The sequence below is a fragment of the uncultured Tessaracoccus sp. genome (genome assembly GCF_947255005.1).
In the GTDB taxonomy this organism is placed as follows: domain Bacteria; phylum Actinomycetota; class Actinomycetes; order Propionibacteriales; family Propionibacteriaceae; genus Arachnia.
Genome location: NZ_CAMYFI010000021.1, coordinates 15,289 through 39,020, shown reverse-complemented (window position 1 = coordinate 39,020; position 23,732 = coordinate 15,289). Strand labels below are relative to the sequence as shown.

Here is a 23,732-nt window from a genome sequence, read left to right as displayed (position 1 = left end):
CGAGCGTGGGCACCGTGCTCACTGTCGTGTATGCGTCGGCCACCGGCGCCGAGGAACTGTCGTGGCTGAAGGGTCTGTTCCTGGCCGGTATCGTCGGGTGCGTTATCGGATTAAAGCTGCTCGACAAGCCCGAACAGGAGGCCACCGGTGCCGAGGCGTGAAGTGACTCCCCAACCCATCGACGGCGACCCCCGCAGCGTGCTGTTCGTCACCGAGGTCGCCCACCTCCCGTCCGGGCACGTCACTGCCGCGCCGGGCACCGTCGGGCCCCTGCTGGAATACGGCGTACTGAGCGCGCTCGAAATCGTCGACGACGGGGTCGCCGCTACGCTCGCCCCGCCGCACAGCTGGGCCGACCACGGCCCCCGCATCCGCGACGCCGTGCGTCTCGCCGTCGACCTCGAAGGCTGGCACGCCGAAGCGCCCGACGCCGCCACCCACCCTCAGTAGCCGCACACCTAGCGCGCGTGGGCTGGCGCCGGCTGCGCAGGCCCGACGGTCAGCGCGGCGATCCCTGTGGTGATGGGCACCGACAAGATCAGTCCGATCGACGACCCCAGCGTGCGCACAATCTCGCTCGCGAACATCTCCTGGTTGATGGTGATGAGCAGCGACGTGGACGTGAAGTAGACGAGCATGATCACCACCAGCGCACTGCCTGCGTAGGCGAACACGATGGTGTAGATCGTCGACGCGATGTGGTCGCGCCCGATCCGCATGCCCGACGAGAAGATCTCCCGACGCCGCATCGTCGGCGCCGCGGCACGCAGCTCGAATACGGCCGAGGCTTGGGTGATGGTGGTGTCGTTCAGGACACCCAACCCGCCAATAATCAGTCCCGCGATGAGCAGCTGCCGAAAGTCGAGGCCCGGGGCGAGGTTTTGCAGATCCCACTCCGTCTCTTCCGCGAAGCCCGTGAGCTTCGCGAGGTACACGCTGGCGGATCCGAGCCCCGCTGTGACGAGCAGCCCCAGCATGGTGCCGGCGAGCGCCGTCGAGGTGCGGATCGATATGCCGTGCGCCACGTAGAGCACCACGAACATGATGGCGGTGGACCCGACGATAGCCACCAGCACGCCCGGTTTCCCGAGCAGGATGCCGGGGATGATGAACCGCACGAGCACCGCCCCCGCAACCACCAACCCGACGAGCGCGAACAACCCCTTCCACCTCGCGACGGCGATCACGGCGATGACGAACAGCACGGCGAGGGCGATGAACACGGGCGTGCGGTCGATGCCGCGGTAGGCGTAAAACACGCTGTCAGCGGCGTCGATGCGAGACACCTGCACGACGTCGCCCGCGCCGAGTCCTGCCGACGATTGCGGGCCCGTCACCTCGACGCGCTGCGTCGAGCCCTCGTCGGGCCCACCAAGCACCGTGATCTCGTACGTCACGCACGCCACGTGCCCGCTCGACGTATCGAACTGCCCCTCACACGTCGGTTCGACGCGCGTGATGCGCCCACTGGTCTCGATTACCCCTTCGGCAGCGGGCACATGGTGGATGCCTTCGCGCATCTCACTCGACGTTGGCCACAGCCAGATGATTCCCGCGACGGTGAGCACCGCGAGCAGCACGAGAAAACTAATCAGCCAGACCTTCGCTTTCGTGCCCACCTCAATCTGCACGTCGCCATGGGAATGTGAATGCGCCATGTGAACACAGTACCGACACGTTCCACCCGTAGGCGCTCACCACAACCGCAGCAGTTGGCCTAGCAGGCGTGGGGCATACTTGTCGACGATGGACGCCCAATCTTGTTACCGCCACCCAGAGCGCGCCGCGCGAATCGTCTGCCAGCGCTGCGAGCGCCCGATTTGCCCGGACTGCATGATTCAAGGCTCCGTCGGTTTCCACTGCCCCGAGTGCGTGCGCGCGAACCCGCAGCCAAAAGCGCAGCTCAAGATGCGCCGCGTGCAGCCGAACCAGGTGACGTCGCTCGTACTCATCGGCGTGAACGTCGTGGTCTGGCTGGCCATCCTCGCAACCGGCATGGGCGGCAGCCCGCTCATTGAACACCTTGCGCTCACGCCGTATGGCATCTGCCCCTACGATTCCAGCCAGGTCATCTTGACCGACCCCGCAGGCTGCGCCGCCCAGGGTTCGACGTGGATCCCCGGCGTCGCCACTGGCGCGTTCTGGCAGGTGCTGACGAGCGCATTCACCCACATCGAGCCCTGGCACATCCTGTTCAACATGCTGGCGTTGTGGGTGCTCGGACCCCAGGTGGAGATGGTGTTTGGTCGCGCCCGCTTCCTCGCGATGTATTTCTTCTCGGCCATCACGGCGAGCGCACTCGTGATGCTCTTCGGTACGCCTTTTGGCGGCACGCTCGGCGCATCGGGCGCCATCTTCGGCCTCATGGGCGCGTTCCTTGTCGTCGCGCTGAAACAGCGTCACCCCGAAGGGCTCAGAAGCATCCTCATCTGGCTCGGCCTCAACGTGGTGCTCACGTTCATGGTGCCGAACGTCTCCTGGGAGGGACATCTCGGCGGTCTGTTGGGCGGCGTCGCGATCACCGCTCTCATGGTGCACCTGCCGAGGCGGCAGCGTCGCTGGGAATGGATGCTCATCGGTTTGTTGGGCGCGGCCGCCGTCGCAGCCATCATCGCCATCGCGTTGCTGCGCTTTTCCTAAACCGACGGTGCCCCTCCCGTCGGCGGGGTACTAGTAACATGTGCGGCTCAGTCGCGGCACATGTGTCCAACGCTTCTGCGCGACGAGCCACCGTCGGGAAGCAAAGGAACATTGATCCGCGTCTGAGCCGCACAGGTTGCACCTGCCTGCGTTCGTTACTGAGGCGACGCGGTGTGCTCGACGGTGGCTTCCCCGTCGGCATTCGGCGCGCGACGGCCCGGGCGCAGCTTGGCGAAACGCGCCTTCTGGCGCTCGATTTCCAGATGCTCGCGGTGGAGGCGACGCTCACGCGCGAGCTTGCGCTGGAACGCCTGGTGTTCGCGAAGCTCGACGTAGATAATGTCTGCCCGTAGTGCCTTCACGATGGCGGGCATCAAGAACACGAGCACGAGCAGGAAGGGGCTCGCCGCGATGATGGTCACGTTCTGCAGGTTGGACAGCGCATCGTTACCACCAGACAGCAGCAGGGTGAGACCGATCATCGCGGTCATTACACCCCACACTGCGGAGAGACCAGGCGAAGCGTCGGTACGCCCGTTTTGCGACATGGAGCCCATCACCGTCGACGCGGAGTCGGCCGAGGTGATGAAGAACGTCGCTAACAGGATCATTGCGACGATGCCCGCGATGAATCCGCCCGGCAGCTGATGCAGCAGGTTGAACAGCTGTGTTTGGGCTGACCCGTCGCCCCAGATGGAGTTGCCGTTGCGCTCCATGTGGATGGCGGTGCCGCCGAAGATCGCGAACCAAAGGGTGGACACGGCGTCCGGCACGAACAGCACGGTCAGGCAGAACGCGCGAATGGTGCGGCCGCGCGAGATGCGCGCCACGAACATGCCGACGAAGGGGCTCCAGGAAATCCACCAGGCCCAGTAGAAGATGGTCCAACCGGCCAGGAACCCGCCGGCTGTGCCGTCGGCGGTCTCGGCGGTGCGGCTCGCCATCTCGAAGAATCCGGACAGGTACGCGCCGATCGAGCCCGGGATGAGGTTCAGCACCGAAACAGTGGGGCCGAGGACGAACACGAAGATCGCGAGGATGGCCGCGAGCACCATGTTGGTGTTCGACAGGTACTGAATGCCCTTGCTGACCCCCGACATGGCGGACAGCAGGAAGGCCAGCGTGAGCACGAGCACGATACCGATGACGACCCACTGGCTTGGGTTGTCGATGAGCCCCGACGCTTTCAGCCCTGCGCCAATCTGCAGTGCACCCAGGCCGAGCGAACAGGCGGTGCCGAACACCGTCGCGAAAATTGCGAGCACGTCGATGAGACGTCCGAGCCATCCGCCGGCGAGCTTCTCGCCGATCAGCGGGACGAATGCCTGGCTGAGCAGCTGCTTGCGCCCGATGCGGAAGGTCGAGTACGCAATGGCCAGGCCGACGATGGCGTACATGGCCCAGGGATGGAGCGTCCAGTGGAACATGGCGGTGGCCATCGCGGGCATCACTTCGTGTTCACCGTGGCCGGGTACGCCGTCGCGGTAGAAGGTGAGCGGCTCAGAAGCGCCGTAGAACATGAGGCCGATGCCCATGCCCGCGGCGAACATCATCGCTACCCAGCTGATGGTGTTGAACTCTGGTTCTTCCTCGGCCCCGCCGAGTTTGATGCGGCCGAAGTTGCTGAAGGCGATCACGAGAATGAACACGACGAACACCGTGCTGAAGAGCACGAATGCCCAGCCGAAGTTCGTGACGATGAAATCGAGTGCCGAGCTCGCGAAGTTCGCAAACGAGTCTGATGCGAGCAGACCCCACGCCACCACGGCGATGGTGATCGCGATGGCAGGGCCGGCGATGAGCCAGTCGATGGGGGAGTTGGCCTCAGATTGCAGTTCCACCTCCTCCGTCGTGTGGTGCGCGGGAGAGTCGGTAGCCAGCAGCGAAGCGAGTTCGTCGGCTGCGCTCAACTCCTCGTGCGTATGGTCCGTCGTGGGGGTTTCAGACATGCAGAAATCACCTTCGTCGTCATTGGGGGAGCGCGCATTGGCGCCGTTCGACCTTATCGTGTGCTGAAGCCGAGCGCGATTCTGCGGGATTGTCAGTGGGTTCCGCTACAGTGCAAAGCATGACTTGGTCTGGTTCGGATGGGGACTGGTCGACGCCTCCGCCCCGCTACGACGCTGAGGCTCACACTGCCGCGTTTGGAGCGGATCAGCGTGCTGTCGAATTTGTGGAACCCAACACTCCGCCGATGCTGTGGCTCGCCGTCAGCGTGTTGCTCTCACTCGCAGCTTTCGTGCTCGCCCTGGTCGGGCGCGGGGCCACGATGGGGGTCATCGCGTGGGTACTGGCAGGGCCGCTGGCCATTACCGCCGTCGCGCTGTTCACCTCCGCCGACGGCAAGAAACGCGAGTCGGGCTGGTACCGGCCATCCGCGTTGGCCGAGTGGGGCCGACGGGTCGCCGTCGTGCTCGCGCTCGTCGCAGTCGCGTTCGCCGCGTGGCTCATTGCCAGCGACGTCGCGAGAGGAGTCTGGTCGTGAGCCGCCTGCGTGCCATGCGCACGCTGCTATTGGCCTTCCTCATCGGGCTGGTCGTTGTGCCGCTCGCCCAGCTGAACGCCCGCGCAGATGAGGACGCGAAGGGCGCGGAGTTGACGCCCGCGTCACGATTCATGAGCTGCACCCGAGGCGGAGGGCAGGGCAGCGTACTGCTGCTGTTCGACATGTCGGGCTCGCTGAAAGACACCGACCCGAATAACGCCAGGATCACCGCGAGCAAATTGTTCGTGAGTCGACTGGCGGAGATCCTGGGCGAGCTGCCAGAAGCCAACGTGCAGATCGCGCTCGCCGGCTTCGATCACAGCTTCAGCAAGACGCTCGACTGGACCGACCTCGACGCCGAACACCTCGACTCCATCAACGCCGACCTCGACGCCTACGCCGAGCGTCTCCACGGTGTGGAAACCGACTATTGGAAAGCCGTCGATGGGGCGCGTCAGGAGCTCGTCAAGCGCCAGCAGGCGGAGGGCGACCACTGCTCGATGGTGCTGTGGTTCTCCGACGGCGGCTTCGCCATCGCCAAGCGCGCCAATGCCGACGTGATGCAGAAATGGGGAGGCCCGAAGCCGTACGCGCCCGACAACAAGCTCGCGACCCAGCAGGACGCCGCGCAGGCTGTGAAGGACGGGCAAGAAGACATGTGCCGCCCGGGCGGTGTCGCCGACCAGCTGCGCAGCATGGATGTCATCACCCTCGGCATCGGGCTCGCCGTCGACACCGAACCGAAGACGTTTGAACTCATGCAAGGATTCGCTGCTGCGGAGACGATCCCGTGCGGCGACATCACGAAGCCCTCGCCCGGTACGTTCAGCATGGCCAATGACATCGACGGCCTCATCTGGGCGTTTGCGGAAGCCGCGTCCGAAGGGTCGGTGGTGGAAGAAACCGGCCTGTGTAAGGAAGGCGAGGAGCCCTGCGCGCAGGGCACCCGCACGTTTGTCCTCGACGGCGCGATCGGGCGCGTGCAAGCCATCACGCAGCTCCCCGTCGACGGCGGGCGCGTCCTCCTGCAAACCCGTGACGGTGCCCTCACCCCCATGCCGAAGGACGGCGACAACGCGAAAGTACCTGGCGCGACGCTGCGCTGGAAATGGTTGTCGGAGCGCACGCTGGATCTCAGGTTGGAGCGCGACGGGCAGAGCGAGGAATGGATTGGCCCGTGGGGTCTGGTGTTCGTCGCAGCCACAGACACCGACGAGCTGGCGCAGTCATCGGTGAAGCTCTTTGGCGACGTGCAGCCGGTGTGGACGAACCGCAAAGACGTCACGGTTCGCACCGACGCCAAACCCGTCGACGTGCAGCTCGGCCTGGTGAACGGCAAGGGTGAGACGATCGATCCGGCCACGCTGTCTGACGAGTCCCGGTTCGATGTCTCGTTGATCGGCTCCGACGGTGAGACCCGCCAACTCGTCAAGGACAAGCCGGTGACCACGATCGCCGAACCCATCGCACTCGACCCGGGCTCGATGGCCGCTGGCGGCGCGCAGCTGTGGATTACCTTGAATGTCACGACGCAGTCGTGGTCTGGTCAGGGCAAAACCGTTGAGGGCACCAAGCTGGAACCCATCCGGGTGATGGTGCCGCTGTCGGTCGCACCGCCCGAAGATTTCCCGACGATCCCCGCCAAGGTGTCCTTCGGCGAGACGGAGCAGGCCGACCCGGTCACCGTCACCGTTCCGCTCGAGGGCGAGGGGTGCGTCTGGCTGGGGGAGAAGACACAGTTCACCGGGTACCCGAAGGGCCTCGACTCTGCGAAGCTGAGCTCTCCTGCCGCCGACGAGGGCTCCTGTAGCTCGTCGGGGCTCGAGCTCACACTCGACCCGAGCGGTACCGGGCATGGTGCGCTCGTCGGCACGACGGAGGTGTGGCTCAAGTCGCCCAGCGCCAAGGCGGGCATGCCTGTGCAGCTCGAGTTCGAATTGCAGATGCAGCGCCCGGCGTCGCAGCCGGTGCTGTGGGGCACGCTCATCGGTGTGACGCTGCTGGGCATCGCGATCCCCGTCGGCATCTTGTACCTGAGCAAGTACCTCACGTCGAAGATCCCGGGCAACGCAGTGCTGGCGCAGCAATTCACTGGGCCCGTCGACGATTCCCGCGCGTTCACCGACGACGGGATCAACGTCGACCTCAGCAGCATGTCGATCGCGCAGCTCGCAAGCGAGCGCCGCAAGGTTGACGTCGCGGGAGTGCAGCTGCGGGCGAAGACGGGCCTGGCGCTCACAGAGCCCGGCTACGTTGTCGTCGAACAGCCAGGCAAGGCCGCAGGCGGACGCACGTCGCTCGCATCCGTCGGCGACAAGGCCAAACTGCCGTTGGCAGTGCAGGGCAACTGGACGGTGGCGTTGCACCCCGAGCGCCCCACCTCCGGCGACGTGACGGTCACCCTCTTCACCGCACCCGGAGCCCCCGGCCTGAACGAGCTCACCGACGACATCCGCGGCCGCATCCGCGACGCCGTCGCCAAACTCCGCGAGGGCCTGCCGCCAGATGCCGAATCCCCGACGAGCGATCCGTGGGGTGGCGGCCCTTCCGCAGGCGGGCGCCCCGACCCCTGGTCGAACCCGCCCGCGCAATCCACCACCCGCTGGAATCCGCAAGGAGGGCCATCACCTACGAGCGGGTCGCAGACGGGGTGGCAGTCGCCGCCGTCTTCCGGGCAGCCGGGCGGGCAGTCACATTGGCAACAACCGCCGAACTCCAATTGGGGCAATCAGCCTCCAAGCGGTGGAGCGGGATGGTAAACCACAACTAGGAAATGCAACCCAGTGAGGATTGAACGTGCGTAGATTCCTACTCGTCGGATGCGGTGGTTCCGGTGGAACCACGCTTCGTCTCCTGATTGACCAGCTCCGCGCCGACCTCCGTGCCCGCGGCATCTCGTCACTCCCGGATGCGTGGCAGTTCGTGCACATCGACGTTCCCGTCGACCCAGACAAGGGGCCCGAACCGCTGGGCAACATCCAGGAGATGGGCGGCCACTACGTCTCGTTCTCGTCGCCGTCGAACTCGTTCCTGCAGACCGCGCACACCGTCGAGGCACAGCTCACCAGCAAAGACCGCAACTACGTCGGCCTGTCGGGTTGGGCGCCGCGCAACCCTGCGGCAGCGAACACCATCCCCGTCACTTCCGGGGCCGGCCAGTACCGGGCTGTCGGGCGCATGCTCACCCTGCCGAGGCTGAACCCCCTGCGCGAAACCCTCGTGCGTGCGCAGGCGAAGTCCGTCGCGCCGGGTGCCTGGGGTGAAATCCCTGCTGAGGAGCAGTCGTCGGAGGTCATCATCCCCATCATCGTCGGCTCCATGGCCGGCGGCTCGGGCGCGTCGATGTTCCTCGACGTTGCCCGCCTGCTCGGCACGCTGCCGGGCGTGAAGAGCCAAAACATCGGCTGCTTCCTCTACACCGCCGACGTGTTCGCGCAGCTCGACGAGGGCAAGCGTGCCAACGTCGAAGGCAACGCGATGGGTGCGCTGCCGGAGATCATCGCAGCCATTGCCCGCACCTCCGAGGGCTTCGACGCCGCGACGTACGCATCGCTGGGCATTCCGCTGCAGCCAAACACGCCACCGTTTGCGCGCGTGTTCCCCATCGGTTCGAAGATTGGTGGCTCGGGCGCCTATTTCGGTGACGGCTCGCAAGAATCCGTATACCGGGGTATCGCGCGGGCGCTGGCAGGCACCATGCTCTCCGAGCGCGCGTCCAGGCAGTACCTCGACTTCATGCTCGGCAACCCCAACCCGCTCACCAACCTCAATCAGAAGTTTGGGTGGCGCGTCGATCCGCTCGCGCTCCCGTTCGGCTCGCTCGGGTTCGCGTCGCTGTCGCTTGGCCGCGACCGCTACCTCGACTACGCCGCGCAGCGGCTGGCGCACTCCGCGTCGGATCACCTCGTGGGCGGCCACATCAACCCGACGAGTTCGTTGTCCGGCAACGATCAGCTCCGGCAGCTCATGGACAACCAGTGGGGCGCCAGCCTCAACGCGATGGGGCTGCCGCAGTACGGGCAGCCCGTCCCCGACTGGTTCCAGACCGAAGCGTTCCCACGCCAGGTGTGGGAGGCCATCGCCCGGGAAGCCGCCGGGCCAGCCGTCGGGATGCTCGCCAATGCAGGTCAGGCGCCGGCGCCGCAGTGGCTCTCGACCGTCACGATGAACCTCAACCCGATGCGCGAGCAGTGCCGCAGCCAGTTGCAGCGCAACGCCTACGCGTGGGCGGAGGGCTGGGCCTACCAGCTCGAAGACGCGGCGAAGCGCGAGTTCCTGCGCGTCGTCAGCCAGTTCGGCCTGCCGTACGGGCGCGAGCTGATGAGCCGCATCCACGACTACGCCGACCAACTGATCGCGCAGCTCGCCCAGGCGGGGGCTGAAGCCGACGGTGCCGATCCGGTCGCTCTCGATCCTGCCGTCGGGCAGCAGGCGCAGTCGCTGGGCAAGAAGCCCGTCGACATGAGCCACCCCATCGGGCAGATGGTGCAACGCTCGCTCAGCAACTCGATGGAGCGCACGCTGCGTCTGGAAGGTGCCCGCATCGCTGCCGGAATCTTGCGGGCGTTTTCCTCCGACGTGCTGGCGGGTCTTGAGAAGGCCGCCAACGACGCGCTCAGGCTGCTGGAAGTGGAGCGCGCGCATACCTCGTCGGGGGCCGGCCTCGCGCAGCTCAATTCGGAGGTGTACGCCGACTGGCCCGACGAGACCGACCGCGTGCCCCTGCGTTTCAAGCATGCCGAGAACGAGGTGCTGCTCACGACGGCGGACGATTTCCCGCAGCAGTTCCACAGCGACGTTGTGGCCTCGGCGAACGGCAACACCGACTACGGGCAGTCGCTGGCGAAGATCCGCGCCGAAGCCACCGACGGCAAGTGGGAGACCACTGGCTCGAAGGAAGAGCATGAGGTGCTCAGGCAGGTGAGCCACTGGCGGCCGGGCGCACTCCCGAGCCGGGCTTCCGACGGCCAGCCGACGCCGGAGGCGAAGCCGAACTACACGTTGCTGATGTCGCACTCCGACCTCCTCGCGCGCGCCACGTCGCGGCTCGGCGCGAAGGGTGACGTATTCGCTGCCTTCGCTGGCCAGTCCATCTCCGACTACCTTGACGACCCGACGGTGACGGCCATCGATCGCGAGCAACGCCAGAAGTCGTTCGTCGCGAAGATGACGGAGACCATGGAAAAGGCCAAACCGGTGGTGGGTATCGACATCAACATGGCGCAGCGTCTGCACGGCACCGATATCAAGTTCGTCTACTCGTTCTCGGACATTCCGATCGGCGGACAGCATCCCGTGAGCCAGGCCATGCTGCAGCGTTTGCGCGCCAACGCGTCGCTGGATCCGACGAGCGTGGAGAACCTGGAAGACTCTCTGGTGGGCACCGTGTCGGAGGCCGGTAAGGTGAGCGTCTTCGGTTCCTACCAGAAAGTGTCGCCGCTGTGCTTCACGTCGCTGCTCGACCCGATTCAGCAGCGTTGGGCGAAGGCCCCGCTCATCGCGCAGCGCAACCTATGGCAGTGGAAGCGCACGCGTCCCCTGTCGGCGGCCATCGCCATGTCGTCGGACGAACTTCGGCGCGTGATCGCGGGCTGGTACTTGGGTCGGCTCGTCGGGCTGGTGCGTCAGGACAAGACGGGCAAGGCTGCGGTGAGCACGCCCGATGGCTGGTGCAACTTCGGTGAGCTGCTCACGTCGGAAGACACCCAGGTGCGTACCGCCCACGACGTGCTGGCAGCCGTGCTGATGAGCCACGCGTGGGCGTTCGTCCGCTGTGTCGGCGACGGCGACCTCACCCCGCTGACCCCGTACGATGCGCTGCGTCGGCTCGTCGACCAGGCCGATTCCAACGCCCACTCGAACGACGTCAGCGAGCTGGCGGGCACGACGCTGCTGCGCGCGGCGTTCTTCGACAAGCCCATGGAGCTCGACGGCGCCCCAATGCCGTGCGATGGTCCTAGCCCCGTCCTCACCAGGGCGGAGGCAGAAGCGACGCAGACGGTGGGCCAAGCGCGTGCCGCCGAAGCCCGCGCGTGGGTGGAGGGGCTTCGTCGGATGTATGCCGAGCAGTGGGGCCAGGTGGACGCCAACGGCAACGTGGCGGAGCAGAACGTGATGGCCTACCAGCTGGGCTTGCCGCTGGCGCAGGTGCGTCAGATGAGCCTCATGTCCGAGCTGGCGCCGCACGCGCTGCCTGCGCTGAACCTGCTGCAGCAGATGATCGATGCAGCTTCGGTAGACACTTCCACGGGCGGGGCAGGAAATGACGTCTGGATCTGATTACGTCATCCTCGCGGCACGGCGCCCCTTGGCCGTGCTGCTGAGCGCGATGCTGCAAGACCTCACCGTGCAGGGCCTCGTCAACACGTGTCGCATCGTCGATCTGGATGCGCTGCGCGACGATCACGCGGCGGTGCCGGTGAAGGTGCTTCGTCCCGACGGCGTGGCCGGTGCCGCGCTGCAACAAGACCTCGCGAACGTCGACGTGACCAGGCTGCGCGTGGCGGTGGTGGGCGACGTCGACGACGAGGAATGCGTGGTCAGCCAGGAGCAGGCGGTGCGTGTGCTCGAGGCGCTGCAATCCACCATGCCGGGGGCGCCGATCACGCAGCTCAGCGTGTCCGCAGGTAGCCCTGATTCGCAGTGGCAGCGTCGCTCGCTGGTGTTGTACGGGTGGCACAACCTGGTGATTTCTCCGGAGGAGTCGCGCGCGCCGGGGCGGGCGTCGTCGCCGCTGCGCAGCTCGACGCGCGACCCGAAGTGGGCGATGTTGCTGTGTGGCACGCTGACGAGCTTGCTCGGGCTGTGGCCGGGCCAGGCCGCGGGGCCGTTCGACGATCGCCAGCCGCCCAGCGGGCAGCTGGTCGTGCCGATTAGGGGTTTCTCACGTTCGCTGTCGTCGGGCTCGGTGCAACATGCGCTGGGCGAGCGGCTGGTGTCGGTGGCGGAACGCTACCCGGCGCCGCACACCTCGTCGGGGCACGTGGTGACGGTCGACGACGAGGCGTCGCGTGTGGTGGGTATGGCGGAGCGGCTGTTCGAGTTGCACCCGGACACCATGCCCAGGGTGCGACACGCCTCCCCGCCGCCTCGCCCGAGGGACATCGGCGTGGGCGCTGCGCTGAAGGAGTTCTTCCAGTTCCTCGGTAGCGCGCTGTCCGGCGCTCCCGGGCGGCTCATGCGCGCGGTGGATCAGGCCGCGAGCCGGGCCGTCGCCAGCACAGTGCAAAACGCCGTGTTCGGAGGCTCGGATTCGGGCTACGCCGTGGTGGTTCGTGGCGTTCGCGCCGACGGATCATCGTCGAGCTGGGCGGAGTATGAGCAGTCGCTGGAGAGCGTGATCCGACGCTCCACCCGCACCTCAGGCGACCTCCCGCCGGTGCTGCAAAACCCCAAGCTGTGGCGTGATTTCGTGGGCGGCGGCTTCAGCTTGCTGGACGCGGGGCAGCACGCCCAGGGGCTCGATCCGTTCACGTCCGGTTCGCAGCCGGCCATCGTTCCCACCACCGACCGTGTCGCCCACGACCCGCGCGACACGTTCACGCTTCCCGCATCCCTCGCGGCCTTTTTGCCGAACTGGGAGATCGAGCCGGGCGACGATATCGCCGTCTCGCGGCTGTTCGAGCGCCTCGATCACCTCTCCCGCACGCAGCCGCATCTCAGCCAGGCGATCACCACGCAGAAGAACCGCTTGCGGGAGTGGGCGGAGGACGCGCGCAACTCGTACGCCGGCCACGTTGGGCGTCGACTCGCCGACGCGCACCGCGCCACCATTCGGGAGGTGGACGAACTCACCGAGAAGGTGAACCACCTCAGCGCGCAGCCGGAGATCGTCGACGACAGCGCCGAGCTGCAGGACAACCTGGCCATGCAGGTGCGGGTGCTCACCGGGGTGAGCGGCTCCATCATCGCGATTCTCGTGGCGCTGACGGCGCTGCAGGTATTCGCATGGCCGTGGCTCCTCGTCGGCATCGTGATGACATTCCTCGGCTGGATGAGCTCTGGCGCTGTGCTGCTCACGCGCAGCAAAGCGAAAGAATATGCACTCCTCAATCACCTCGAGCAGCGGCAAACCGCACTCGACGACGCCATCCGGCACCGGATGGAAGCGTTGGAAGATCTCCGCAAGATCAGCCGCAGCTACCGTCAGTACCTCGACTGGTCGCGCGTGCTGGGCGCTTTCCTCCACGCACCGCACGGGCACCCGTCGGAAGCCTCGGAGCGCGACGTACACGTCGGCCAGGGGATGCCGCTCAACATCGCCATCGGCGTGGCCGTTCCCGATCGTGACGCCATCGACGACGTGGCGAACGCGTGGCGCGGTGCTCTTTTCGCCACCGGGTGGCTTTCGGAACCGTGGATGGAGTTCCAGCGCGAACTCCCCGCGTCGCTCGGCAGCTTCCGCATGCAGCTGGCCAATGATCCGGCCCTGCTCGAGAGTGATCCGACGATCGACGGCATGCCCATCCTCACGCGTTGGAGCCGCGCCATGGCCGCGCACGCGGCCACCCGCACGGTGAGCGCGTCGTTCCAGTCGAAGATCGTGCATGAGACGCTGCGCGACACGAACGCCCGCAACCGGCTGCTGTCGCGCGTGATCGTGCGCGAGTCGCACTCGGGGCAGGCCAGCGAGGTGCATCGCGACGAATTCATGGCCGGGCTCGACCAGGACGGCCAGCAGCGCGACTCGTTCCAGCATGGCCTGTTCGCCGCCGAGACGAGCGTGCTCGACATCCGCAGTGTCACGGACACGATCCGCCAAGACCAATCCAACGGGCTCGACAAGGCGCTCGTCGTCATCCAAACTGGCCGGGCGATTCCGATTTCCCAGCTGGCGGGCGAACCCGTCGACGCCGCCGGGATTTCCACCATCGAGCACAGCGGCGACTTCGTCTGAGGGAGGCAACGTGAACGACATCGTGACAGTCGGGTTGATCGTCTGGGTGACCATGGCCATCCCAGCGATCGTGCATGGCCTGGCGCTCGCCAAACGCTCGGGTAAGTCGCTGGCGCTCGCCGCGATCGCCTGCTTGTTCCTGCCATGGTTGGGGCTGCTGTTTTTCGTCGACGGTCAGCCTGCCGGCAGGCGCACAGTGACGGGCCTCGGCCACTACTGCATCAGCATGTACGTGGTGGCTGCGTTCATGGCGATCATCTCGATCTTCCCGAACTGGGTGGTTGGTGACCCGCAGTATCTGGGCGGCGTGGACGGCTACGCGCCGCGCGATTCGATAGTGCTCGCCATCATCATCGTGGCGCTAGCGTTGGCGCTCATCGCCGGTGCGGTGGGTATCCGTCGAGGCGGCGACCTCAGCGTCGCCATCGTCATGGGCATCATCATCTCGCTCGCGGCGGGCATGCTTGCGGCGCTCGTGCACCTGTGGGGGCAGGCGGGCCTGTTCAACAGCGACCTGCGCGACGCCCAGGACAAGGTTGCAGCGCACCTCAATGTCGGCCCCGGCGGATGGATTGCGCTCATCGCGCTGATCGTCGCCTACGTGTGCACCGTGCTGCTGCCGCTCGGACTGCGGGTCGAAGCGGCCCCGGAGCCACCGTCGACGATTCCCCAGCCGCCGCAAGGCCAGCCCATGCCCGGCTCAGGAATGCCCGGTGACGCCCCGCAGCCAGGCTGGGCACCTCCGCAACAGCAGTGGCCGACCAACACGGGGGCCGGCTGGTGACGTCTGTACGCAGGGCCAAGCTGGGTGCCTACAACCAAGAATCACGGGCAGGTATTTCGCCGCTCGACCTCGACGTGCTCGCCCACTTCGACATCACCTCGCGCAAGGTCGCACAGGTGCTGATCTGGGAGACCCCAGACGCCGTGGTGGAACACTTCGACGAGCTCGTTGATGCCGTCGCCGATGCGCCTGGAGCGCCGAGTAGGGACCGGCAGCGATTCGAGCGGCTGTGCGCGTGGCGCGACCAGCACGAGTCGCCGTCGGTTGCGCGTATCGACGACGCCGATCTGGTGCGGGTGGCGTCCGCGTCGATCCGCTCGAAGCGTGATTTGGAGTACACGACGGCGCTCCTCAACGGCGGTGCCGCCCTCTGGCAGTTTCGCGACGAGGTGCTGCAGCTGCTGGGCGCCGAGGAGGTGAAGCCCCGTCGAGGCGTCGACGAGAGTGTCACCGAGGAAGCTCCCGAATTGGAGCCTGACTCCGCGCCAGAGCCCGTCGTTGTGCCCCAGCCCGAGCCCAATCCAGAACCAGAACCCGAACCTGAACCCGAGCCAGCGCAGCCCGACCCGACGTGCCCATTCGAGTGGGTGTCCAACGTGCGGTTCGCGGGCTTCGACTGGAGCAAGGGTAACCAGACTCCCATCGGGCACATGGCGGCCCTGGATGTGGACGGGCGGGTGCAGCTGGAGTGGACGCCCTGCCCGAACCCGGCCCCGGTGACGCTGTACCGCGTCGTCCAGTCGGGTGATTCGTGGCCGGTGGGTTCCCCGGATCTGGGCTCGCCCGTCGGCGTGACGTCGGCCACCGCCGGCAGCGTGCAGCTGCACGCGCGCGGCCAGGTGACCTACCTCGCGGTGTGGGCCTACCAGGGAGGCACGCAGTTCGAGGCCACCCAGTCGCAGCCCACCCTCATCGGCAAGAGCGAAGTGGTGTGGCCACCGTCAGGCCTCGAGCTGAGCGTCACGCCCGACAAGATGGTGGCCGCATCCTGGAATGCCCCGCCAGGCAGCAAGGTGGAGGTGCAGCGCTTCCCGGACGGGGTGCCGGTCGCCTACGATCCGTCCCGGCTGCTGCCCGCCGAGGCTGTGCAAAGCGGCGGATTCCTCGACCGCGAAGCGCCGCAGGGCGAACCCCTCGTCTACGCGGTGTTCTGCGTCGCTCAGCTCGCGGAAGGTGGCTCCGGCATCTCGTCGCCGGTGGTGGCTAACGTCGAAATCACGCCCACGCCCGAGCAGGTTCGGCTCGACGTGCGCGAATCGCAGACCACACCCGGCGCGTACGACCTCACCTGGAAGCCCCCGGCGAACGGGCGCGTCGTGCTGTACGCGACGAAGGAGCGCCCTGAGCAGGGCCTAGAGAACGAGGCGCGCACCGCGGAGGTGCTGGAGCAGGCCGGGCTGAGCCCCGAGCGGCGCATCGCGTACCCCATCGACGACCTCGGCGGCTTGCACCAGATCAAGCAGTTCGTCGTCGACACCACCTGGGTGCGCACCCACTTCATCGCCGTGCACTGGATCAACGACGACATCGTCTGGGCCGGTGCCCCCGTCACCATGGTGACTCCGCGGCCACCCGAATGGGCACAGGTGATCGAACGCGTTGATGCCCAGATACTCACCTTCCCCTGGCCCGACGGTGTCTCGATCGTGCAGGCCTTCCAATCGCCTCGCGGCATGGACGTCGACCTGAAGACGAACGAGCCCATCGCGCAACTCACCGAGCACGACTACGACCAGGTGGGTGGCATGCGCATCACCCGCGTGCTGCCCAGCAACGGGTGTTCGCTGCACATCGTCGGCGTGCTGTACCTCGAAGGTCGCCCCGTCTACTCGCGTCCGATTACCATCGACTACCCCGGCATTACGCGGCTACGCTACGAGTTCGAACCCATCCTGGCCAACCAGCAGCCCGCACCCCCCGGCGTACAACCGTCGGCCTATCGGCTCTACTGCACCGCCGACGACGAACTGCACGACGCCCCCATCGTGCTCGTCGGTAACTCCCAGCATCTGCCGCTTGAGCCGGGCGACGGCGTCATGCTCAAGGAGGCGCACGTCTCGCTCGCGCCTGAGCAGCGGGTGTTCGTCGGTGACATGCCGCTGGGAGGCAGGGGCATGTACGTGCGCCTATTCATCAACCGTCCAGCCGACGAGACGGGCACGGTGGCCGTGCTCGACCCTGCGGTGCAGAGCTTGAGGATGTGGGTGTGATGGAGCAACTTCTGTACGGCTCCGGCGACGATATCGCGGGGCGCACCCAAGGCGGTTGGGGAGTGCTGCGGGTGACGCCAGGGATCAGCGCGGAACGCGTCGCGGAGCTGCAGCAGCTCGCCAGCGTGCAGATGCCCACGACGATGCCGCAATTTCCGACGGCAGACCAGCTGGCGTCGAGACCTCGTCGGTTCAGAGCCGAACCCTCTGGCGACGGGTTCACGGTGTGCCTGAGCGCCGAGGCGGGCGTCGACCACACCAAACGTCCGGGCAACGTCGTCTCGCATTGCGCGCGGGTGGAACACTCAGCGTCGCTGCGGGTCACCGACTGGTTCGACGCCGACGGCTGGGTGCTGCCATGGGGGCCGAAGCAGGTGCGCGACGCCACGCTGCCCGAGCAGCTGACGCCACCCTCGGGGTGGCCGACCGTCGCAGCCTTCCTCCGGGCGAATCCTGAGCAGTTGCAGCTCGCCCGCTGGGTGGTCTCGGCGGGAGTTGCGAAACTGCTGACCAGGCAACCATTGATTGTGAAAACCGGCGACGTGCGGGCCGGCGTGCACTGGATTTCGGCGATGCTGTGGATGCTCGACAGCGACTGGGGACGCGAGTGGAGCATCTACATCGGCGAAAACAGCGACTCGCTGGCCAGGCGCGCGCCGAAAGGTCTCTTCATCGCGGTGGTTGCCCCGGACACCTCGGTGCCGGAGCGCATGCTCGACGGCGTCATCGATGCCGCCGGCGAGCCCGCGGAGCATGAAGCGTGGGGGCAGATCGTCGCAGATCTTCTGATGGCTCCCGACGATGTCGCGACCAGCGTGTTCGAGCACCGCGACGAGCTCGTCAACCGGCTGTGGAAGGAAGCCCAGGGCGACTCCTTCACGTCACTGCAAGCGCTGAAGGTGGCGTGGCTCAACCGTCCGGGAGCGTTGCTGCTCGGGCAAGACGACGCCATTCGCCAGCTGGTGGGCGGCGTCGGTGAGCGGGTGCGGGAATGGCCGGAGCTGCGCAACCTCGCGGCGAGCGTGGGAGAGGAGGTCGCAGACGAAGCCCCAACGCAGAGCGACATCTATGGCGGCGTCGGGGGGCCGTCGGTTGGGTCCCCCTACGATGAATCGAGCGGGGTGAAGGAAACAGGGAAGCCGGATGCTGCAGAGCGCGTGATGGCATCGACGCCTGAACCGCAGGGGGTCGAGGCGCCTGAGCCCCACCTGATCGACGAGGCGTTGCGGGCCGTGAGCCACTTCGGTTCGCTCGAATGCGTCGAGGGCGAGTGGCTGACGCGGGCGGGGCAGGCATCGCCCGAGGATCGCCGACGCATGTGGGCCGTCGCCGCCGTCGCATCCTGGGTGGCGCCGCGCCCGGAGCACATCGTCGATGCTGTGCGCACGCAAGACGACCTCGCGCCGGAGCTCGTGCGACGTGTTGCCCGGCGCAGTCAGGAACGATACGGCCCCAACGAGGCCCTTGAGGAGTGGTTGGGAGAATCACCATGGCAATGATCCAGCTCACCGGCGGCCCGATTGCGTGTCCCGACGGCGCGCTCGAGCTGCAGCTCACCACGCGAAGCGGGGCAGAACTCGCCCTCGTCGACGCCCTGGGCAGCCCCGTCGAGCCCGCCTTCCGCGCCACGCGCTCGCAGGTGGTGGTGCTGCCGGGCCAACCCGTGATCGTGATCGCCCGGCCCACCGAGGGCAACGCGTTCGTCGAGGGCACCCGCATCGGTGTGACGGTGAAGGCCGCCTCCGGGTCGGGTGATGAGGTGGTGCGTCCACCCGTCGATGCCGGAGGCCGCACGGCGATCTCGCTGGTGGAGATCGCCGATGGGCGCATCGCCGACCTCGTCGGGCAAGCCTCCCTCACGGAGCTGGCGTGGATGCGGCGCGGCAGTCAGGCGTTCCACACCAACCATGCGCAACGCGCCGGGCACGCGACGAAGTGGGCGTGCGTGCTGGACGGCTCCGCCATGTCACAGCACACCGCCGACGAGAATGCGTACCGCCAGTTCCTGGAACTCGTGCTCGGCACCGCCGCCACCGCGTACGGCGGTGCGCCTTCGGCGTGGTGGGTGGCCACGCAGCCGCCCCGCGACGTCACCGCAACCCTCGAACACGACGCCATCGCCTGGGAACAGGCGCTGAACCACGCACCCGCCCCCTGGCCGAACGTGGGGGATGCGGTGGAAGCGGCCTGCGCAGGGCTGCCCGACGATGCCCCGCTGCTCATCATCTGCGACGGGGTCTTCGTCGACTACCGCGAAGTGCGCGACGCCGTCGCGGGGAGAGAATGCATCGTCGTGGCGTTGGGCAGATCGAAGTACGGCGCGCGGGCGGAAGACCGCCCCACCCAGTTCTGGGAAGAGGAGCTGGACGCGTTCGACGGGTTCCCCCGCGTGGTCTCGCTGGCTTCACTGGCGGGGTTGGACGATGCCGGGCCGGCCCTGGCCGACGCGATGTTCCCGAGGAGCCAGGCATGAACCTCCAGCAGTGCCCCCGCTGCTTCCAGCCGATGCACGGGCCGGGCAGGTGCGCGTGCGGGTTCGACGTGCCCGCCGCCTGGTTCGACTCCGTCCAGCTGTCGATGGCAATCACGGGTGCCCGCACCGTCGGGAAATCGGTGCTGATCGGCGTGATGATGGATCAGTTCGAGTATTTCCTGGCTGACAAGGGCTCATTCCTCACCCCGCTCGGCGACACGCACGCGCGCTTCCACGAAAAATACCGCGTGCCATTGCTGCAGCAGCGCAACCTATTGGGCGCCACGCCGCCCGCCGAGCAGGAACCGCTGTTGCCCATGCTGTGGAAGTTCACCGACGGGGGCACCGAGTTCTGCCTGTCAGTGATGGACGCCGCCGGCGAAGACTTCGAGCGACTGAGCCCGTCGGATGAGCGCTTCCGTTACCTCGGGTTTTCCGACTTCATCGTCACCTTGATCGACCCGCTGAAGGTGCCCGGCGTCTCCGCGGTGCTCGACGGTGTGGTCACCGTGCCGAGCCACTCCGGCAACGACATCACGGTGCTGCGCCAGGTGCTGCAGGCGCGCGCCGCACAGCGCGTGCAGGGCGGCCCGGAGCAGGTGCTCGCCGTGGTGCTGTCGAAATTCGACGTGCTCCAGCGGCTGCGCACGCTGCGCGCGGCACCGTGGCAGTCCATCTTTAACCGTCCGGGCTCCGCGATGCAACGCGACCCGTCGATGGTCTCGGGCCACGACGCGGAACTCGACGGTTCCCTGCTGCACGAGGAGCTGCTCGGGTTGCTCGACAAGCTCGGCGCCGGCATGGTGCTCTCGGCGGCGGCACAAGCCGGCCTGCCGTACCGTCTCTTCGCCGTGTCCGCCCTGGGGTCGGAGCCGGACGCGCAATCCGTCGGCAGCGGCGGCATCATCCCATTTCGAGTGCTCGACGTGTTGCAGGCCGCAATAGCGAAGAAGAGGAGGCAGCTCCATGGTGGCCAGTAAGCCGAGCAACCGCCCGAAAGTGTTGCGCGTGGGGCAGCCAGCCGAGCCCTGCATAGGGTTTGACGGGCAGCCGCTTGGGCGCATTATGTTCGGCGCCACTTGGGAAGATGCCGACTTCGACATCGACATGTGCGCCGTGCTGCTCGATGAGTACGGTCAAATCCCCTCGCAGCAGTCGTTCGTGTACCGCCGCAACCGTTGGGCGCCCGAGCGTTCAGCCTTCGTCACGTGGAAGATGCCCGGTGAAGAGGCAGGCATCGACAGGACGCAGGTGCTCGTCGACCTGGATCGGCTTGACGAGAGCATCGTGGCGGTGAAGATCGCACTCACGGCGGTGATGCGCGGCCAGCCGCTGGGGGACGCCGGCACTTTCCGAACGCGCGTGATGGACCTCGCCACAGCACATACGCCGTTCGTGTTCTCGCCGCCGGTGGCAGCGTACGCCCACGAACGGTGCATGGAGCTATGGAAGATTGAGCGCGCCCATGGAGGATGGGTCGTCGAGGCGCTGGGCGAAGCGTACCCAGGCGGACCGAGCGCGTTTGCGCGCGACCACGGCTATCGCCCAGGCTGAGCCCTACGCCGCCGGGCTGGAGGGCGCGGCGGTGCGGGGTGGCGTCGGTTAGCGCCCGGTTCCGGCGTACACCGTCGCGACGTCCTCGGCATCGAGCCCGAACGCGGTGTGCGCGGCCTGCACGGCCTTGTTCACCTCGTCGGCGCTCACGATCACCGAGATGCGGATCTCCGACGTGGAGATCATCTGGAGGTTGACCTCGGCGGCTGCGAGGGCCTTGAAGAAGGTGGCGGTCACGCCAGGGTGGGAGCGCATGCCGACACCGACGACGGACACCTTGCCGATCTGGTCGTCGTAGCGGATGCGGTCGAAGCCCACTTTTTCCTTGATGCGCTCCAGGGCGTCGACGCCCTTGCGGCCCTCGGTAGAGGGCAGCGTGAAGGTGATGTCGGTGCGCTCGGCGCTCAGGTCGGAGATGTTCTGCACCACCATGTCGATGTTGATGTCGGCATCCGCGACGGCCTGAAAGATGGTGGCTGCATTGCCCGGCTTGTCGGGAACGCCGACGACGGTGATCTTGGCGTCGTCGCGGTCGTGCGCGATGCCGGTGATGATGGCTTCTTCCATGTCGGTTCCTTCCAGTTCTTCCTGGGGGACCACCCAGGTGCCGGGCTTGTCGGTGAACGATGAACGCACATGCACGCGCACATTCTCGCGGCGGGCGTACTCAACGCAGCGCAGGTGGAGGATCTTGGCGCCGGATGCGGCCATCTCCATCATGTCCTCGTAGCCGATCTTGCTGATGTGCCTAGCCGACGGGACAATGCGCGGGTCGGCGGTGTAGATGCCGTCAACGTCGGAGTAGATCTCGCAGAGGTCGGCGTCCAGCGACGCGGCGAGCGCGACGGCAGTGGTGTCGGACGCGCCGCGCCCGAGCGTCGTGACGTCCTTCGTGGTCTGCGACACGCCCTGGAAGCCGGCGACGATCGCCACCTTCCCCTCGTCGAGGGCCTTCTCGATGCGGCCGGGGGTGACGTCGATGATGCGGGCGTTGCCGTGCACCGGGGTGGTGAGCACGCCTGCCTGAGAACCGGTGTAGCTGCTCGCGTCGACGCCGATGTCCCACAGCGCCATCGCCAGCAGCGCGGCGGACTGTCGCTCGCCGGTGGTGATGAGCATGTCGAGTTCGCGGGAGCGTGGGTTGGGGGAGACCTGGAGTGCGAGGTCCATGAGGTCGTCTGTGGTGTCGCCCATCGCGGAAATCACCACGACCACCTCGTTGCCTTCCCCGCGGGTGCGGGCGATACGGCGCGCGACGCGCTTGATGGATTCGGCGTCGGCCACCGAACTGCCGCCGAACTTCTGGACGATGCGTCCCATCCCGGCTCCTTCCTCTTGGCCAGCCCAAGCCTAGTGGGCCTGGCACGGAAGTTGCGGCGGTGTTTCATCGTCGGGGATCCCCGGATGACCGAAATCCTCCACGCGTGCAAAACATCGCGGAACAGCAGGGGTTACAAGCTTCTCGTGGAGGATAACGGTCAACGTTGTTGACGCACCTGCAGCGGCATGCCACTATCAACGCATGCGTAAGTGAGCTTGTTGCCCCGCCCTCGAGCTCTGCTCGGGCGAGGTCAGCGACCCCACACCCTCTCACTCAAGGAACCATCATGCTCACTGTTCGTTTGGTCAACCCCATCCCCGCCACGCATCTCGACCCCGACTACCAGGCCAGGACAGGCCTGTTCGACGCGTACAATCACGAGATCATTGGTGGGCCGCAGTGGGATGGCGATCCCGAATCGGAACTCGCCGCGGCACGCCTCGACACCGAACATCAGCGATATCGCTGGCTTGCCGAGATCGACGGCCACGCCGTCGGATTTGCGAATCTCACTGTGAACACCGTCGATGCACCCGATGCGGGCGACGTGCTCGTCTTCGTCTCGCCGGAGCATCGAGGCCGAGGGATTGGCGCGGCGCTGCTCGACGTCGTGGGCGAGCAGGCTGCATCTCTCGGCCTGGATCGCCTCGAAAGCTGGATTGCAACCCCCGTCCCACGAGGGAAAACGGTGAGCCCGCGCCACGGTGTTGGGGAGCTGCCCGCCGACCATCCGGGGGTGCGGTTGGCGCTTCGGGGTGGCTTCAGGCTGGGCCAGGTGGAGCGCATCAGCCGGTACGACGCGGCGAGCCCGCTCGTCGATCCGAGGGACGCGCTGCGTGAGGCCGAGGCGGCGGCTGGCGACGAGTACGAGGTCATCTCCTGGACGGGGGAGACCCCCGACGAGCTGCAAGAGGGCATGGCGGTGCTGCTTCAGCGGATGAGCGTGGACCCGCCGTCCGGTGACATGACCACGACGGAGACGACGTGGACAGCCGAGCGAGTGCGGGAACGCGACCGGCAGGTGCTCGTCGAGTTCAACTATTACTGCACCGTGGCTCGCCATCGCCCGACGGGGGAGATCGTTGGGATGAGCGAGCTCGCCCAGCCGCGGCACAACCCGGTGGCGTTGTGGGAGCAGTGGAACACCATCGTGCTGCCCGCGCATCGCGGCCGACGTCTCGGGCTGCTGGTCAAGGCCGCCAACCTGGTGCAGCTGCCCACGGAGGAGCTAGCAACGTGCAGCATTCTCACATGGAACGCCGAGGAGAATCGTCACATGTTGCGGGTGAACGAGCGGCTCGGGTTCCGTGAAATCTTGCGACGAGGCGGGTTCGAGAAGCGACTTTCGGCGGAGGGCTAGGCAGAAAGT

General features: G+C 66.8%; 16 protein-coding genes. 13 read left to right on the top strand and 3 right to left on the bottom strand.

Annotated features, from left to right (window positions below; translation table 11 throughout):
- Window positions 1–162 precede the first annotated feature (162 nt).
- Entirely contained in the window at window positions 163–450 is a 288-nt protein-coding gene (locus tag Q0X61_RS06465; RefSeq protein ID WP_297741487.1) for a hypothetical protein, read from the top strand.
- A gap of 8 nt (window positions 451–458) precedes the next feature.
- On the opposite strand, the gene Q0X61_RS06460 is transcribed toward Q0X61_RS06465, so the two are convergent.
- A complete protein-coding gene (locus Q0X61_RS06460) occupies window positions 459–1,658 on the bottom strand; it encodes a YibE/F family protein (protein ID WP_297741485.1) in 1,200 nt (399 codons plus the stop codon).
- Window positions 1,659–1,746: 88 nt separating this feature from the next.
- Here Q0X61_RS06460 and Q0X61_RS06455 point away from each other — a divergent pair, with 88 nt between their 5' ends.
- Window positions 1,747–2,640: a rhomboid family intramembrane serine protease gene (locus Q0X61_RS06455; protein WP_297741484.1), complete on the top strand. Its 894-nt coding sequence runs from the start codon at window positions 1,747–1,749 to the stop codon at window positions 2,638–2,640.
- Window positions 2,641–2,795: 155 nt separating this feature from the next.
- On the opposite strand, the gene Q0X61_RS06450 is transcribed toward Q0X61_RS06455, so the two are convergent.
- On the bottom strand, window positions 2,796–4,589 hold the full coding sequence (locus Q0X61_RS06450) for a BCCT family transporter (protein WP_297741482.1): 1,794 nt from the start codon (window positions 4,587–4,589) through the stop codon (window positions 2,796–2,798).
- 119 nt (window positions 4,590–4,708) lie between these two features.
- Here Q0X61_RS06450 and Q0X61_RS06445 point away from each other — a divergent pair, with 119 nt between their 5' ends.
- From Q0X61_RS06445 to Q0X61_RS06400, 10 genes are read left to right on the top strand one after another with little or no spacing between them, the layout of a single operon-like run.
- Window positions 4,709–5,125 (top strand): hypothetical protein, encoded by a 417-nt coding sequence (locus Q0X61_RS06445; protein WP_297741480.1) that lies wholly within the window; start codon window positions 4,709–4,711, stop codon window positions 5,123–5,125.
- On the top strand, window positions 5,122–7,884 hold the full coding sequence (locus Q0X61_RS06440; RefSeq protein WP_297741479.1) for a VWA domain-containing protein: 2,763 nt from the start codon (window positions 5,122–5,124) through the stop codon (window positions 7,882–7,884). Before Q0X61_RS06445 ends, Q0X61_RS06440 begins: the two co-directional genes overlap by 4 nt.
- A 37-nt stretch (window positions 7,885–7,921) precedes the next feature.
- Window positions 7,922–11,404 (top strand): tubulin-like doman-containing protein, encoded by a 3,483-nt coding sequence (locus Q0X61_RS06435; protein WP_297741477.1) that lies wholly within the window; start codon window positions 7,922–7,924, stop codon window positions 11,402–11,404.
- Window positions 11,388–14,021 (top strand): hypothetical protein, encoded by a 2,634-nt coding sequence (locus tag Q0X61_RS06430; protein WP_297741475.1) that lies wholly within the window; start codon window positions 11,388–11,390, stop codon window positions 14,019–14,021. The genes Q0X61_RS06435 and Q0X61_RS06430 overlap by 17 nt, the downstream gene beginning before the upstream one ends.
- Before the next feature lie 10 nt (window positions 14,022–14,031).
- Complete coding sequence (locus Q0X61_RS06425; protein WP_297741473.1) at window positions 14,032–14,805, top strand: hypothetical protein; 774 nt, start codon at window positions 14,032–14,034, stop codon at window positions 14,803–14,805.
- Complete coding sequence (locus Q0X61_RS06420; RefSeq protein ID WP_297741471.1) at window positions 14,802–17,015, top strand: hypothetical protein; 2,214 nt, start codon at window positions 14,802–14,804, stop codon at window positions 17,013–17,015. The genes Q0X61_RS06425 and Q0X61_RS06420 overlap by 4 nt, the downstream gene beginning before the upstream one ends.
- Window positions 17,015–18,514 carry a hypothetical protein gene (locus Q0X61_RS06415; protein WP_297741469.1) on the top strand — a complete coding sequence of 500 codons (1,500 nt, stop codon included), beginning with the start codon at window positions 17,015–17,017 and terminating at the stop codon, window positions 18,512–18,514. The genes Q0X61_RS06420 and Q0X61_RS06415 overlap by 1 nt, the downstream gene beginning before the upstream one ends.
- Entirely contained in the window at window positions 18,505–19,488 is a 984-nt protein-coding gene (locus tag Q0X61_RS06410) for a hypothetical protein (protein WP_297741467.1), read from the top strand. The genes Q0X61_RS06415 and Q0X61_RS06410 overlap by 10 nt, the downstream gene beginning before the upstream one ends.
- On the top strand, window positions 19,485–20,468 hold the full coding sequence (locus tag Q0X61_RS06405) for a hypothetical protein (RefSeq protein WP_297741465.1): 984 nt from the start codon (window positions 19,485–19,487) through the stop codon (window positions 20,466–20,468). The genes Q0X61_RS06410 and Q0X61_RS06405 overlap by 4 nt, the downstream gene beginning before the upstream one ends.
- Window positions 20,455–21,042, top strand: a complete 588-nt coding sequence (locus tag Q0X61_RS06400) for a TerD family protein (RefSeq protein WP_297741463.1) — start codon at window positions 20,455–20,457, stop codon at window positions 21,040–21,042. Before Q0X61_RS06405 ends, Q0X61_RS06400 begins: the two co-directional genes overlap by 14 nt.
- A 48-nt stretch (window positions 21,043–21,090) precedes the next feature.
- Here the strand turns inward: Q0X61_RS06400 and Q0X61_RS06395 are convergent, their stop codons facing one another.
- Window positions 21,091–22,362: an aspartate kinase gene (locus tag Q0X61_RS06395; protein ID WP_297741461.1), complete on the bottom strand. Its 1,272-nt coding sequence runs from the start codon at window positions 22,360–22,362 to the stop codon at window positions 21,091–21,093.
- A 287-nt stretch (window positions 22,363–22,649) separates the two neighbouring features.
- Here Q0X61_RS06395 and Q0X61_RS06390 point away from each other — a divergent pair, with 287 nt between their 5' ends.
- On the top strand, window positions 22,650–23,723 hold the full coding sequence (locus Q0X61_RS06390) for a GNAT family N-acetyltransferase (RefSeq protein ID WP_297741459.1): 1,074 nt from the start codon (window positions 22,650–22,652) through the stop codon (window positions 23,721–23,723).
- Window positions 23,724–23,732 lie beyond the last annotated feature (9 nt).